Raw genomic sequence first — 13,946 nt, 5'->3', positions numbered from 1 at the left:
TACAAAACTCCACTTTCAGGTTATAACAGGTCTCTCCCCGCTGCGCCACTGACACTTTTCGACTTTTGTACAGACAAAAAGACCGGACTGTCCAAAAAAGGGACAGTCCGGTTGCTTTGTTTCCTAAGGTCTTTCTAGGGAGGGGGTAAAGAACCTGCCGGTCAGCATGCGGTAGAGCTGATCTGTGAGCAGCTTTTCGTCCACCTGCTCCTGCTGGCCCACCTGGAACAGGATCCCGGCCAGGCCGTAGGCGCAGAAATCCAGCAGCAGCCCCAGGTCGGTGTGGTCAATGGTATGCCGGGGCGCCCGCAGCTGGTAGGCCTTTTGCAGATAGGTCCGAAGGCCCTCCACGATGATCCGCTCAATCTGCTCCCGGTGCTGGGAGTTGAGCAGCCGACGGAGAAACCCTCGGTTCTCCACCATCATGGATACGAAGATCCCCATGGCCTCCCGATCCGAAGACGCCTCCAGGCTCCGTACCAGGGTTCGTTCCGCCGTTTCCCCCATGCCCCACTCCAGCACGTCCATGATGTCCTTGAAGTGGTAGTAAAAGGTCTGTCGGGATATCTTGCAGCGCTCCACCAGATCGGTCACTGTAATCTTATCGATGCTCTTCCCTTTGGCCATATTGAAAAAGGTCTCAGCAATCATGGTTTTTGTGTTTGCCGGCATAGTTTGCTCCCCTGTCCTCTGATTTTTTCGCCCGCCGCTACTCGTACCGCTTCCCGGCCACCATGGCGGCAGCCAGCACACCCAGGACAGAGAGCAAGGGCAGGGCCAGCTCCACGGCCTCCGGAGGCACGCCCCAAATTCGGTGGACGGCCCACCACAGGGCGGGAAAGACCGCCATGACGCCCAGCAGCCATCCCCGCATGGCGCTGAGGATGTGGGGCCAGTTGCTGTTGTTGAAACGCACCCCCGGCAGATTTATGCGGAAGGGTCCGTCGCTGTACGCGCTGATCCTGTTCTAGTCATAATAGGCGGGCAGCCGCTCCTTAGCCCCAAAGCACAGCCAGGCCCCGAAGAGGAGGCACAGCCCCTCTACCAGAAGCACGCTGTCCTCCAGTGCCGCCCAGTCAAAGCCCCCCACGGTCAGCAGGGCGGCGGTCTGTGCCAATCCCGCCAGAGCACAGAGCCCGAAGGCCAGCTTCCGACGGCGGCGGACACCATCGGCCTCCCGCTCCTCCCCGGTGAGGCGCAGAGAGGCGTTTACCAGGGCCTCCACCTCTGTCACCGGCAGGCTTTCCCGCTCGGTCCGCTCACCCCGGAGCAGCTCGGTGACGCTCACCCCCAGGCAGTCGGCCAGGGGGATGAGCAGGGAGACGTCGGGGAGGCTCAGGGCGCGCTCCCACTTGCTCACCGCCTTGTCCGACACATGGAGCCGGTCGGCCAGCTCCCGCTGGGTCATGCCCTTCTCCTTCCGCAGCCGGGCCAGAAAGGCGCCGAAGCGCGCCTTATCGATCTCTTGCATCTGGGTCCCTCCTTTTCTCCCATCCTAGCCGGAAGGCGGCCTCCCGTCAACCGACCAGCGGTAGAGTCCCTGGGGCCCAATGCTTTGCGGCGCTGCAAAAATATGGGTCCGCGCTCTGCGCGGACCCGCCCGCTCCGTCACCGGATGGGGCTGAGCCCTGTGGCCGCCTGAGCGGCCGGGAGGTCCCGGCGCAGGACATAGATGGTGTACATCCAACGGTGCTCCTGGAACAGAGTGCCGCTCCGCTCCCGGCTCCCCATGCTCAGGCCAGGCGAGGTCCGGTCCCTCGCCTTGACGTGGCAGCCGATCCCCGCCTGCTCCAGGGCGTCGGTGATGGCATTGCACTGCTCCATGTTGAACACGATGGCCAGCTCACTGCGGTTCCACGGTAGGATCATGGGCGTCCCTCCTATCTCACGTCGGATGCTTCCCCTTTATCATGCCAGCTCCCCCACGTTTTGTCAACCGTCCTCCGGCCGCTCCAGCCCCATCTCGTCCATGGCGTGGCGCATGTGGATGGCCATGGCGTACTCGGCCCCGGAGCCGTCCCGGCGCTGGAAGAACTCCAGCAGCAGGGCGTGGTCCCGGAGAGTGTCCGCCGCCAGCCGCTCCCCGTGCTCCCCCGTCCCCACCGCCGTGTAGACCGCCCGGTGGATGAGGGGCAGCAGCCGCACCATGAACTCATTGTGGGTGGCCCGGACAATGGCGGCGTGGAAGGCCCCGTCGGCCTCCACCCGGTCCTGCCCCGCTCGGATGCAGTCCTCCACCGCCGCTCCCTTTTCCAAAATGTCAGAGAGCTCCTCTTCGGTGGCCCGGAGGCAGGCCAGTTTGGCCGCCTGGGGCTCGAAGATGCTCCGCAGCTCGAAGAGGTCCCGGAGCTGGCCCTTTACCCGCTCCAGGCTGCCGAAGCCGAAGTCCTCGATCTCCCCCACCTGCTCCGACACGAAGGTGCCCTTTCCCCGCCGGACCTCCAGCACACCCTGTGTCACCAGGGCCCGGATGGCCTCCCGCAGGGTGGTCCGGCTCACCCCCAGCTCCTGGGAGAGCTCCAGCTCGTTGGGCAGCTTCTCCCCCGGCCCGGGCCGGCCCTCTGCCACGATCCGGGCGTACAGCCCCTCCGCCGTCTGCTGGGCCAGGCTCTTTTTCTCCATGTCCCCGCCTCCTTTTTTCCTTGACATTTACACCTCTATCTTATAATATATTGTCAGACAATGCAAGCGTGATAATACAACGCTGAGGAGGAATGTTTCATGCGCAGTGATAACGTGACCAAAGGGGTGGAACGCGCCCCCAACCGCTCCCTCTTTTACGCTCTAGGCTACACCAAGGAGGAGCTGGAGCGGCCCCTCATCGGCGTGGTCTGCTCCCAGAACGAGATCGTCCCCGGCCACATGAATCTGGACAAGATCGCCGAGGCCGTGAAGGCCGGCATCCGCATGGCCGGCGGCACGCCCATCGAGTTCCCCGCCATCGCCGTGTGCGACGGCATTGCCATGGGCCACATCGGCATGAAGTACTCTCTGGTTACCCGTGAGCTCATCGCTGACTCCACCGAGGCCATGGCCCTGGCCCACCAGTTCGACGGCCTGGTGATGATCCCCAACTGCGACAAGAACGTGCCCGGCCTGCTGATGGCCGCCGCCCGGCTGAACATCCCCACCATCTTCTGCTCCGGCGGGCCCATGCTGGCCGGTCGCCTCAACGACGGCCGCCGCTCCTGTCTCTCCCATATGTTTGAGGCGGTGGGCGCCTACAAGGCCGGTAAGCTGGACGAGGCCGGCGTGGAGGACTATGAGAACAACGCCTGCCCCACCTGCGGCTCCTGCTCCGGCATGTACACCGCCAACTCCATGAACTGTCTCACCGAGGGCATCGGCATGGCCCTCCGGGGCAACGGCACCATCCCCGCCGTCATGTCCGCCCGGCTGCGGCTGGCCAAGCACACCGGCATGCAGATCATGGAGCTGGTGAAGCGTGACATCAAGCCCCGGGACATCATGACCGAGGCCGCCTTCCACAACGCCGAGACCCTGGACATGGCCCTGGGCTGCTCCACCAACTCCATGCTCCACCTGCCCGCCATCGCCCACGAGTGCGGCATCGAGCTCTCCTTCGACATGGCCAACGAGATCAGCCGCAAGACCCCCAACCTCTGCCACCTGGCCCCCGCCGGCAACACCTACATCGAGGATCTGGACCGGGCCGGCGGCGTCTACGCCGTCATGAAGGAGCTCACCAAGAAGGGCCTGCTGGACACCTCCGGCATCACCGTCACCGGCAAGACGGTGGCCGAAAACCTGGAAGGGCTGGAGAACACCGACCCCGAGATCATCCGGCCCATCGACAACCCCTACTCCCCCTACGGCGGCATCGCCGTCCTCAAGGGCTCCCTGGCCCCCGAGGGCTGCGTGGTCAAGCAGTCCGCCGTGGCCGAGGAGATGATGGTCCACACCGGCCCCGCCCGGGTCTTTGACTCCGAGGACGACGCCATCCAGGCCATCTATGAGGGGAAGATCAAATCCGGCGACGTAGTGGTCATCCGCTACGAGGGACCCAAGGGCGGACCCGGTATGCGGGAGATGCTCAACCCCACCTCCGCCATCGCCGGCATGGGCCTGGACAAGTCCGTGGCCCTCATTACCGACGGCCGTTTCTCCGGCGCCACCCGCGGCGCCTCCATCGGCCACGTCTCCCCCGAGGCCGCCCTGGGCGGGCCCATCGCCTTCGTGGAGGAGGGCGACACCATCGCCATCGACATCCCCAACTGCAAGATCGACGTGCTGGTGGATGAGGCCACTCTGGCTGAGCGGAAGGCCAAGTGGGTCTGCCCCGAGCCTCGGGTCCAGACCGGCTACCTCCGCCGCTACGCCAAGCTGGTCACTTCCGCCGCCCGCGGCGCTGTGCTCGAATGATCGTTCTTTTTCTCGAGAGAAAAAGAACCAAAAAGAGCTTTATTACCGCTCTGATTGTGACTCTAGGACGAAACGTCTGCGCACGACTACCAAAGTAGTGCAACGTGCAGACGGACAATGCGATTTTTCACGGCCGGGCCGGGTCCTATGACCCGGTCCGGCCCTTTTTTCGCCCCGCAACAGATCGTTGCCCCCCGTTTTTGCAGGAATTGCTTTTCAAAATGTGTCGGAAGGCGCTATACTGGCACCAAGGAGGTGCTCCCATGATGAATCAAACGGAATCCTTCGGCGTCCGTCTGGCCCAGCTGCGCCGGGACGCCGGTCTTTCCCAGCAGGAGCTGGCCCAGGCCCTCTCCGTCACCCGCCAGGCCGTCTCCAACTGGGAGCGGGACCAGACCGCTCCCGACCTGGATATGCTCCTCTCCATCGCCGCCGCCTTGGGCACCGACCCCAACACCCTGTGCGGCGTGTCGGCGGTGCCCCGGCAGCAGCCTCGACGGTCCCTTCTGCGCCCCGCCCTGGCCCTCTCCCTCTGCGCTGCCTTCTGTCTCGGCGCGGGCCTGGGGCTGTGGTCCAGCCGCACTCCGCCGGAACCTGTCCCGGATGCCACTTTCTCCACAACCCTGTCCACCCACCGGCTCAGCTACACCACCCCCAGCGGAATCAAGGTGACGACCGCCGCCGATGGTGCCCTGGAGGTCTCCGACGAGCTGGCCGCCCTGCCGGAGCAGGACCCCGGCCCGGTGGAGCTCACAGCACAGCTCAGGGATGATTTTTCCTACTTCGCCCGGCAATACATCCTCCGCTTCCTCCCCGACTACCAGAACGGCGCCTTCCTCTCTGACTGGGACGACGTGCTGCTTTGGTGCTACCGCTCCGGATGCAGCGGTGGCGACATCATGGAGCCTCAGACGGTAGCCGACTACCTGGCCCGTTTCTTCGGATATGAGGGAGAGCTCCCCGCCCAGGGGACAGAACAGTTTCCACTGAAAAGCGGCGGCTATTACCCCGAGTGCGGTGCCTTTACCACCTCCGAGGACGTCTACACCCTCAGCAGCCTAGAGCTGCTGGAGGACGGGACCTACCGAGCACTACTCCAGGCAAAGCCCTACGGCATGACCCTGGAGCTGCTCCTCTCCCCCACCGACGACGGTCTCCTCCTCCACTCCGCCCTCAAGACCTACGGTTCCTGACCTGTACCGCTCCACCCGGGCCCTTTTCAGAAGGGCCCGGGCTTTTTTCGCTTCTCTATTGACTTATATCGAATATCGTTATACTATGATTATGACGATATTCGATATAGTTGGGAGGTGAGGACATGGCCCGGAAAAAGCTGGATACCCTGACGGAGCAGATGTACTATGTCCTCCTTTCCCTGACCAAGGAGCGCCACGGCTACGGCATCATGCAGTACGTGTCGGAGCTCACCGGCGGGCGGGTGGCCATCGGAGCGGGAACTCTGTATGCCCTGCTGGCCCGGTTCGAAAAGGAGGGACTTATCCAGCTCGCCGCAGAGGAGGAGAACCGGAAGCGCTACCGGCTCACCGCCGAGGGGCGGAAGGTACTGGAGGAGGAGTTCGACCGGCTCCGCCGGCAGGTGGCCGACGGAGAGCGGGTGCTGAGAGAGGAGGAGCCCTCATGAAGATTCGGGAGCGCCGTGCCTACTTTGGCTTTGGGGTCCGGGACCGGGCGGAGGCCCAGCGCTGGCTGGAAGATCAGGGACAGCGGGGCTGGGTGCTCACCCGCATCCGGACCGGGTTCTTTCCCACGGCCTGTTTTGTCCCAATGGAGGACACGCCGCCCCGCTACTGTGTGGATGTGGCCCACTGGTCCCTCCGTGACCCGGAGCGGCAGCGGGACTATGACCGGTTGGCCGCCGACGCCGGCTGGTCTCTGGCGGCCCAGACCGGCGGCATGAAGATCTACCGCGCCCATCCCAGCCAGGATCCCGTCCCGCTCCAGACCGACCCCGCCCTGGAGCGGGAACGGTACCGTCGGGAGGCCCTGCTCCCCGGCATCCTGACCGGCATTCTGTTTCTCCTCCTTCTGCTCCTCTTCTGGGCGGCGGGCGGGCGCCGGCTGTGCTTCTACCGCCTCTTTCTCCAGAGCAACGGCGGCCTGCTCTGTCTGGCGGCCCTCCCCCTCCTGGTCCTGGGTATGCTCCTCGCCCTCCGGGCGTCCCGCCGGGACCGCCGCTACCGCAGGCTTCCCTTGCATTTGGCCAATGCTTTCTGCGCCCTGGTTCTCCCCCTCTGCCTGCTCCTCAGCCTCCCGCTGCACCTCCAGATAGCCGGGCCGTTGGAGGACCTGCCACCCTGGCCCTACCTTGCCGCGGAGGACCTGGATCGGTCCGGCTCCGCCCCCTACGGCATGGTGCTGGGGGACTCCCTCCTGCTCAAGGGCGTCTACGTCCGCACCCCCCTGGATGGGGAGCGCTCCCTTCAGCAGACCCACTGGCACTGCCAGACCGGCTGGGCGGCAGCGCTGGTGGCCCGCGGGCTGCGGGGGGACGGCCTCTCCGCCGAAGCGGATGCGGCTGTCCGGCCCTACCGCCCCATCGACCTGGGCCTGGAGGAGGCCTACATCGCCGACAGCGGCGACTACCGCGGACTGATCCTGCGTCAGGGCTCGGTGGTGGTGCTGCTGAAGGGCCCCGCCGGGGCGCTGTCCGGCGCCGCCCTCCCCCATCTGCTGGAATGCCTGGACCTGAAAGGAGGCCTCTGACATGACGCAAAGCCAATGGTCCCTTTTCACCTATCCCGTCATGGACATCAAGGCCGCCGAGGCCCTCCTGAACCGCCGGGCGGCGGAGGGCTGGACCCTGGACCGGGTCTATCTGGGTACCTTTGCCCGGTTCGTCCCCGCCGACACCCGGTGGGCCTGGTGCGTGGACTGGAGCCGCCCCGGGTACAGTGAGCGGCCCGACTACCTGACCCTCTGCGCCGACGCCGGGTGGACACTGGCCCAGAAGGTGGGAGCTTTCAACCTCTACAAAGCCCCCGTCGGCACCCCGCCCATCCAGACCGACAGTGTGGAGGATGCCCGCCGTTTCCGGCAGGAGGTGCTACGCGCCAACTTCAAGGACTGGTTTTTCCTGCTGGCCATGATTCTGCTCCTGGCCACCCTGGTATTTCTGGTCTCGGATGACTCCTGGCAGACCGCCCTCATGGCCACCCTCCTCACCAATATCGGTCTCGCCCTCCTCATCTCTCTCCCCGCCATACTGGCGAGCTGGCTGCTCTGGACCAGCCGTCTCCTGCTGCGGCTGCGGCAGTGGGACCAGGCGGCGGGCGGCTCCCTGCCTGCCCCCGGCCGGAGGAGCGCCGGGGCGGCGGCCTGGCTGTGTCTTTTCTGCCGGTTCTGGGGCGTGACCGTTATTGCGTGTTTTTTCCTGGACGCTATACAGACCATGAGTCTGAGCACCGCACTGGGGTTGCTAACCGGCAGTGTATTGGCCTTATTCTTCTATAAAAACCGCCGTACCAAAGAGGGCAGGCAGTCTTTAAACCGCCACATCACTGTCATTCTTTACGCCGCGCTGTTCTCTGCCGTCATTTTTGCCCCTTTCCTCACCCCCGTGACAAGCCGTATGATGCCCACTCCCGTGCTGATGGATGAGACCTTTGTTCCCGATGCCGTCCGTGTGGACCGGAATTTCAGGGGATATTCCAGCATTCAGTTTACCGTCCAGTCTCTCCAGCTCTCCCCATCGGATGAAGGTTCTTTTGCACTGCGCCATCAGAGCTGGTGGGAGAACCCCAGCACCGAGCAGCACAATGTTGACTGCTACACCGCCCGCTGGGAATGGCTGGCCCGGCTGGTGCAGGAGCTGCTGCGGGAGCCCTGGTATCCGCCTCTGGATGGATACACCGACGTCTGGCTCCAGGAGGCCGATCTGGGCGGCGGAAAGACCGAGTCCCTGCTTCTGCTCCGGTCAGGAAAGACCGTTGTGACGGTGGAGACCCACTCTGGCCCCATCCCGGCAGAGCAGATCGACCGGCTACTGACCCTTCTTTCGTCTCAACAGGAGGTTTGACCCATGATGCTGCCTGTTTCCTACCTCAACTACTTAGCCCCCGACGCCAAGGCCCTGGAAGCCGCCCTGAACCGCCGTGCGGCGGCGGGCTGGGCCCTCCAGTGGCTCTTCGGCGGGCTGGCCTTCTTCCGGCGCACGGAGCGGACCGACCTCACCTACTGCGTGGAGCTGCGCCCCCGGAAAAAGGACCCCGATGAGTTGGGAGAGTCCGACCAGGACTATCTGGACCTATGCGAGGACGCCGGGTGGGAGCTGGTGGACAAGACCGCCACCTTCCGCATCTTTGCCTCGAAGGCCGAAGCTAACCCCCTTCCCCTCCAGACCGACTCCGCCCTGGACTATGAGGAGCACTGGAAGGCGGCCCTCCGGGAGGCCCGGGGAAATGCCCTCGGCTTCCCCCTTCTCCTGGCCATCCAGTTCCTGCTGCGGCAGCTCTTCCCCATAGAGGTGTTCCACTGGTGGGAGATCTTTCTCTCCACCGGCTCCATGGTCCTTCTGTTTCTCCTGGCCGCCGCTCTGGCCTGGGAGCTGGGTTACTTCGCCTTCCTGGGCCAGTTCCGCCGCCGGTGCCGCCAGGCGGCAGAGGCCGGGGAGGATCTGCCCATCCCACGGCCCTGGGCGGCCCGGCTCCGTGGCCTGGCAGAGGGGCTTTGGCTGCCCCTGCTGGTGCTGGCCGTGGTCCTCTCCATCCTGCCCGACCTGGGAAATGACCGCATCAACGCCATCACCTACCCGGGGGATGAATATCCCCTGGTGCGGGCGGAGGACCTGGGCTTTCCCTCCTCCGGCGACGGCTACCTCCTGTGGGAGGGCACCGATCTCCTCCGCCACGGGGAGTCCCTCACCTACATGAGGGACGGGATGGTCCGCTCGGTCTACTACGCCTGCCGCTGGGAGTGGCTGGCCGAAGCCGTAGCTGACTCCCTGGTGAAGGAGGAGCAGAACGACAAGGCCATGCACTTCCACGACCCCATCACCCTCTCCTCCACCACCGAGCTGGGCCTAGCCCACTGCTGGCTCTACGACGGCGGAGACTGGCAATCTATCCTCTTCCGGCTAGGCAACGTGGTGGTCTCGGTGGAAGGGCCCGTTGACTTCACCGATCCCGACATATTATCCGCTGTCCTGGAGCGCGTCGATCAGGAGGTGTCGCCATGAAAAAGGTCAAGTACACTTTCTTTACCTTCCAGCCTTCCGACTGTGAGGCCGCTCAGCTCTGGCTCACCCGGCTCTATGACCAGGGCTGGGAGCTGGAGCATCTGCCGAGCTTTGCCTTTCTCCCCGCCAAATTTGTCCCCAGGACCCGGGACGACATCAAGTACTGCGTGGACCTGTCCCACGGGGTCCGAGACCCCAACTTTGCCCCCGACGGCTTCGACCAGCTGGTCAAAGAGTCCGGGTGGGCACTGGTGGGAACATCACGGTCTGGCCTGGATGTCTATAAATCCCTCCCCGGCCGGGACCCCATCCCCATCCAGACCGACCCGGCCTTGTTCAAAAAGGCGTTTTTCCGCAGAGAACTGCTCCCCACCCTCCTCGTCTTCCTCATCGTGGTGCTGTTCCTAATCCTGCTTGGGTCCACGCTTGGGCTGCGCACCACCCTGCCCACCGAGCTGCTCACCTCCAACTTGGGACTGCTGAACGCGGTCACTCTGCTTTACATGATCGTCTTTGCCTTCGTCACCGTCGGATGGGAACTCCGCTTCTGGCTGCGCTCCTCGCCCCCTACCCCCAATCTCCGGCTGGCACGGCTCAAGTCCTTCTGCGGTACGCTCTTCTACCTCTGCTGGCTCTTTTGCCTGATTCTCATCCCCCTGACCCGGGTGATAACCGCTGAACAACCCACGCCGGCACAGGACCCGCAAGCTGTGGCCACCCTCCCACTCCTGCGTCTGGAGGACCTGGACTTGCCTGACAATCCTCTTCCCTGGTTCCGGCGACAGAGCTCCATTCTGGCTTCAGCATTGGAACTTGAGGAGACCACAGACGGCATCTCCCTGACCCAGAAGCGCTGGGACTGCCGCTTCGGCTGGGTGGCCGACCAGATCGTGGCCGACACCCTGGCCTCCTATGAGCGGTACATGCCTTACACCCCCGCCGACCTGGGCTTTGACCAGTCCTGGACCTATACGAGTGACAGTGGCTTTCACTCCCTGCTGCTGCGGCAGGGGAACACCGTGGTCCAGCTCTATTGCAGTCTGGACCTCACTACCCCCGACCGGCTGGAAAGACTCCGGGACGCCCTGGAGCTGGCTTCTTAGACAGGAGGTATCGCCATGCAAGAAGAGATGTGGACCCTGTTTCCCTTTCTCACCACGGACTACAAGGCGGCGGAGGTTTGGCTCAATCAGAAGGCCGCCCAGGGCTGGCAGTATACCAGCAAAACCACCCTGTGGGGCTATCTGTTCCGCCTCCGTCGGACGGAGCGCACCGATCTCAGATACTGCGTGGACATCTCCGGCGGCAAGAAGGACCAGGATTACCGGAACTTCCTGAATCAGGCGGGCTGGGGCTGGGAGGGCACCGTCCGGGGCATGGACATCTTCTCCTCCCTGCCCGGCGCCGATCCTGTCCCCATCCAGACCGACACCGGCCTGGAGCGGCAGCGGTTCGGACGATGCTACTTTTGGAGTACCTGGCTTTGGGGACTGGCGGCCACCCTGCTGGTCATGGCCCTGATCGTCCGGTTCTACTATCTGATATCCCCCACCGACCTTCCGCTCTTTTTCCTCTCCATGCTCTCCTCCTGGTGGGACCTTCTCCGTCTGGCCCTACTCCCCATCTTTCTGGTCTCCGTCCTGTGGGAGCTCACCGCCCTTCCCCTCTACTACTTCCGGTCCCGTCGGGATGGTCTGCCCGACCCCGATCCCCGTCGGGCCTGGCGGCGGGGCGTGGCGGAGTTTGCCGTCTCCATGCTCATCAAGCTGATCATTATCCTGCCTCTGATCCTGTCCTTTCTCCCTGACTCCGAATACACCTACACCCAGAGCGAGCGGGAAGAGCTGCGGGATCAGCCGGTGATAATGGCGGAAGAGGTGGGGCTCGACTACGCCGGCTACGCCATGGACAGCGTCCACACCGGTACTCCTCTGGTAAACCGGTGGGAGTACCTGGAGCTGGTGGATTGTGACTCTACCTGGTCCCTCTTCCTGTACACCAGACGTTACCACTGCCTCTGGGAGGGCTTGGCCGTCCGGGCCGCCCGGGCTCTCATGGAGGACGAACCCTTCACTCCGGTGGAGCTGGGCTTCGACGAGAGCTGGATCTTCCGGCCTGATCCGCCCGACGACTATTCCGTCCTGGTCCTCCGGGAGGGGAACACCGCCGTCAGGCTGGAAGGACCTCTGGACTGGACAGATGAGACCGTCCGGGGTATACTGAAGGAGAAATTTGAGTAAACAACGGGAGGTCATTACCATGTCTGAGCTGCTGTTTGTCAACGCCTGCGTCCGGGGAGAGCGGTCCCGCACCCTGGCCCTGGCCCGGCATTTTCTCTCCGAATACGTAAAAAACCACCCGGAGGTCACCGTCACAGAGCGCAACCTGATGACGGAACGGCTGGAGCCCCAGTACCCGGAAGTGCTGGAGCACCGGGACGAGCTGTGGAACGCCGGGAAGCTGGACGATCCCAGCTTTGACGCCGCCTGGCAATTTGCCAAGGCAGATAAGATTGTCATCGCCGCTCCCTTTTGGGACCTCTCCTACCCCGCCATTCTGAAGATCTACCTGGAGCGCATCTCGGTGTGTGATATCACCTTCGGCTACGACGCCGACGGCAACAGCGTCGGCCTTAGTCGGGCGGAAAAGCTGCTGCTCATCACCACCCGGGGCGGCAGCTTCTCCCTTCCTGAGACGGCGTGGATGGAGTCGGGCGCCCATCACCTCAAGGCCCTGTGCGCCATGTACGGCATCCCTGCCTTCCAGCTGCTGTGCGCTGAGGGGCTGGACGACGTCCGCAACAACAAGGAGGCCATCCTGGCCCAGGCCATGGGAGAGGCCCGGGTCCTGGCCACCCAATTCTGAGCATATAAAGGAGTCCAAGCACCATTGAAACACATTCTTCTGCTCACCACGGGCGGGACCATCGCCTCCCGCCCCACCGACGAGGGCCTGGCCCCCGAGATGGACGGGGAGGACCTGGCCCGGCGCATCCCCTTCCTCACCGACAGCTACACCGTCACTGTCCGGGACATCCTGCATCTGGACTCCTCCAACATCCAGCCGGAGGAGTGGCAGCTCATCGCCCGGGCGGTGTACGCTGAGCGGGCGGGCTACGACGGCATCGTGGTCACCCATGGCACCGACACCATGGCCTATACCGCTTCCATGCTCAGCTTCATGCTCAGGGGCATCCCCATCCCGGTGGTGCTCACCGGCAGTCAGCTGCCCATCGAGCACCCCCTCACCGACGCTCTGGAGAACCTGCGCATCGCCTTCGCCATGGCCTGCTCCGGCGCGGCGGGGGTCTTTGTGGCCTTCGACCGGAAGGTCATCCTGGGCTGTCGGGCGGTCAAGACCCGCACCAAGGACTTTGATGCCTTCGAGAGCGTCAACTGGCCCCTGGTGGGCGATGTGGACGCCGGGGGGCTCCACATCAACGCCGCCGCCCTGCCGCCCCGTACCGACGGGGACTGCGTGCTCAGAAGTGAGCTGTGCCGGGACGTCTTTCTCATCAAGCTCACCCCCGGTCTGGACCCGGAGATCTTCGACATGCTCCACCAGATGCACTACCGGGGCGTGGTCATCGAGGCCTTCGGCGCCGGTGGCCTCCACTTCATCCGCCGTGACCTCATCTCCAAGCTCCACGGTGCCGCACAGGCGGGGATGACGGTGGTGGTATGCTCCCAGTGCCTCTACGAGAGCAGCGATTTCACCCTCTACCAGGCGGGACAGAAGGCCCTGGCCCAGGGTGTGCTCCAGGGTTGGGACATGACCACCGAGGCCGCCGTCACCAAGCTCATGTGGGTGCTGGGCCAGACCGACGATCCGGAAGAGATCCGGGACTGCTTCAGCCACAGCCTCTGCGGCGAGGTTTCTACCCCGAATTAAATCAAAAGCGGACGCCCGCTCAGGCGTCCGCTTGAGCCTGTCGATAAAGTCGACAGGCTCTCTCAAAAATGCAAGCATTTTTTCGAAGAGATGCAGGCCGCTGCGTCGCACTTCGTCAGGGCAAAGTCCACACCGCTCATCCTGGCCTGACGGCCAGGCATCGCTCCGCTTCCTTGCCCCTCCTCTCCCAAACAAACCCGCTTCGCTGGGCTTTGTTTGGGGCCCCGACTCGCACGTTTGCGGCCTGAGCAGTGTTTTTTCCGAGGCGCATGTCCCCGGAAAAAACAGACCGGACTTGATTCCGTCGTCTGCGGACGACGGAACTCTGCGAGGCTCTTGCACAAAATCTGAAGTATTTCTACTTTTTAGACAAGCTGAAGCGGACGCCCGCTTGGGCGTCCGCTCAGCCTGTCGAGAAACCTGGCATATGCGTCAAGCATAAGCCGGGTTTCTTGTGTATAGCTGCCAAAGAAGGATA

Annotated in this window: 15 protein-coding genes; 10 read left to right on the top strand and 5 right to left on the bottom strand. The window is 63.9% G+C overall.

Annotated features, from left to right (window positions below):
• Positions 1–123: 123 nt before the first annotated feature.
• The 5 genes from Q0K15_RS08690 to Q0K15_RS08670 all read right to left on the bottom strand — a co-directional run bounded on the left by Q0K15_RS08690 (position 124) and on the right by Q0K15_RS08670 (position 2,622).
• On the bottom strand, positions 124–672 hold the full coding sequence (locus tag Q0K15_RS08690) for a TetR/AcrR family transcriptional regulator C-terminal domain-containing protein (protein ID WP_294515324.1): 549 nt from the start codon (positions 670–672) through the stop codon (positions 124–126).
• A gap of 37 nt (positions 673–709) precedes the next feature.
• Positions 710–916, bottom strand: a complete 207-nt coding sequence (locus Q0K15_RS08685; RefSeq protein WP_294515322.1) for a hypothetical protein — start codon at positions 914–916, stop codon at positions 710–712.
• 51 nt (positions 917–967) lie between these two features.
• Complete coding sequence (locus Q0K15_RS08680) at positions 968–1,471, bottom strand: helix-turn-helix transcriptional regulator (RefSeq protein ID WP_294515320.1); 504 nt, start codon at positions 1,469–1,471, stop codon at positions 968–970.
• Between the two features lie 137 nt (positions 1,472–1,608).
• Positions 1,609–1,869, bottom strand: a complete 261-nt coding sequence (locus Q0K15_RS08675) for a hypothetical protein (RefSeq protein ID WP_294515318.1) — start codon at positions 1,867–1,869, stop codon at positions 1,609–1,611.
• A 63-nt stretch (positions 1,870–1,932) separates the two neighbouring features.
• Positions 1,933–2,622: a FadR/GntR family transcriptional regulator gene (locus Q0K15_RS08670; RefSeq protein ID WP_294515316.1), complete on the bottom strand. Its 690-nt coding sequence runs from the start codon at positions 2,620–2,622 to the stop codon at positions 1,933–1,935.
• 99 nt (positions 2,623–2,721) lie between these two features.
• Here Q0K15_RS08670 and ilvD point away from each other — a divergent pair, with 99 nt between their 5' ends.
• The 10 genes from ilvD (at position 2,722) to Q0K15_RS08620 (ending at position 13,468) form a co-directional block, all read left to right on the top strand.
• Complete coding sequence (ilvD, locus tag Q0K15_RS08665) at positions 2,722–4,383, top strand: dihydroxy-acid dehydratase (RefSeq protein ID WP_294515314.1); 1,662 nt, start codon at positions 2,722–2,724, stop codon at positions 4,381–4,383.
• Positions 4,384–4,646: 263 nt separating this feature from the next.
• Positions 4,647–5,576 carry a helix-turn-helix transcriptional regulator gene (locus Q0K15_RS08660; RefSeq protein ID WP_294515311.1) on the top strand — a complete coding sequence of 310 codons (930 nt, stop codon included), beginning with the start codon at positions 4,647–4,649 and terminating at the stop codon, positions 5,574–5,576.
• A 125-nt stretch (positions 5,577–5,701) separates the two neighbouring features.
• A complete protein-coding gene (locus Q0K15_RS08655; protein ID WP_294515309.1) occupies positions 5,702–6,025 on the top strand; it encodes a helix-turn-helix transcriptional regulator in 324 nt (107 codons plus the stop codon).
• Entirely contained in the window at positions 6,022–7,107 is a 1,086-nt protein-coding gene (locus Q0K15_RS08650) for a DUF2812 domain-containing protein (protein ID WP_294515307.1), read from the top strand. Before Q0K15_RS08655 ends, Q0K15_RS08650 begins: the two co-directional genes overlap by 4 nt.
• 1 nt (position 7,108) lies before the next feature.
• Positions 7,109–8,419 carry a DUF2812 domain-containing protein gene (locus Q0K15_RS08645; protein WP_294515305.1) on the top strand — a complete coding sequence of 437 codons (1,311 nt, stop codon included), beginning with the start codon at positions 7,109–7,111 and terminating at the stop codon, positions 8,417–8,419.
• A gap of 3 nt (positions 8,420–8,422) precedes the next feature.
• Complete coding sequence (locus tag Q0K15_RS08640; protein ID WP_294515303.1) at positions 8,423–9,577, top strand: DUF2812 domain-containing protein; 1,155 nt, start codon at positions 8,423–8,425, stop codon at positions 9,575–9,577.
• Positions 9,574–10,680: a hypothetical protein gene (locus Q0K15_RS08635; RefSeq protein ID WP_294515301.1), complete on the top strand. Its 1,107-nt coding sequence runs from the start codon at positions 9,574–9,576 to the stop codon at positions 10,678–10,680. Before Q0K15_RS08640 ends, Q0K15_RS08635 begins: the two co-directional genes overlap by 4 nt.
• A gap of 15 nt (positions 10,681–10,695) precedes the next feature.
• A complete protein-coding gene (locus Q0K15_RS08630) occupies positions 10,696–11,817 on the top strand; it encodes a DUF2812 domain-containing protein (RefSeq protein WP_294515299.1) in 1,122 nt (373 codons plus the stop codon).
• Positions 11,818–11,836: 19 nt separating this feature from the next.
• On the top strand, positions 11,837–12,442 hold the full coding sequence (locus tag Q0K15_RS08625; protein WP_294515296.1) for an NAD(P)H-dependent oxidoreductase: 606 nt from the start codon (positions 11,837–11,839) through the stop codon (positions 12,440–12,442).
• Between the two features lie 24 nt (positions 12,443–12,466).
• Positions 12,467–13,468: an asparaginase gene (locus Q0K15_RS08620; RefSeq protein WP_294515294.1), complete on the top strand. Its 1,002-nt coding sequence runs from the start codon at positions 12,467–12,469 to the stop codon at positions 13,466–13,468.
• Positions 13,469–13,946 lie beyond the last annotated feature (478 nt).

Origin of the sequence: uncultured Intestinimonas sp. (assembly GCF_944387245.1) — a bacterium.
In the GTDB taxonomy this organism is placed as follows: Bacteria; Bacillota; Clostridia; order Oscillospirales; family Oscillospiraceae; genus Intestinimonas.
This window is presented reverse-complemented; position numbering and strand designations above follow the sequence as displayed.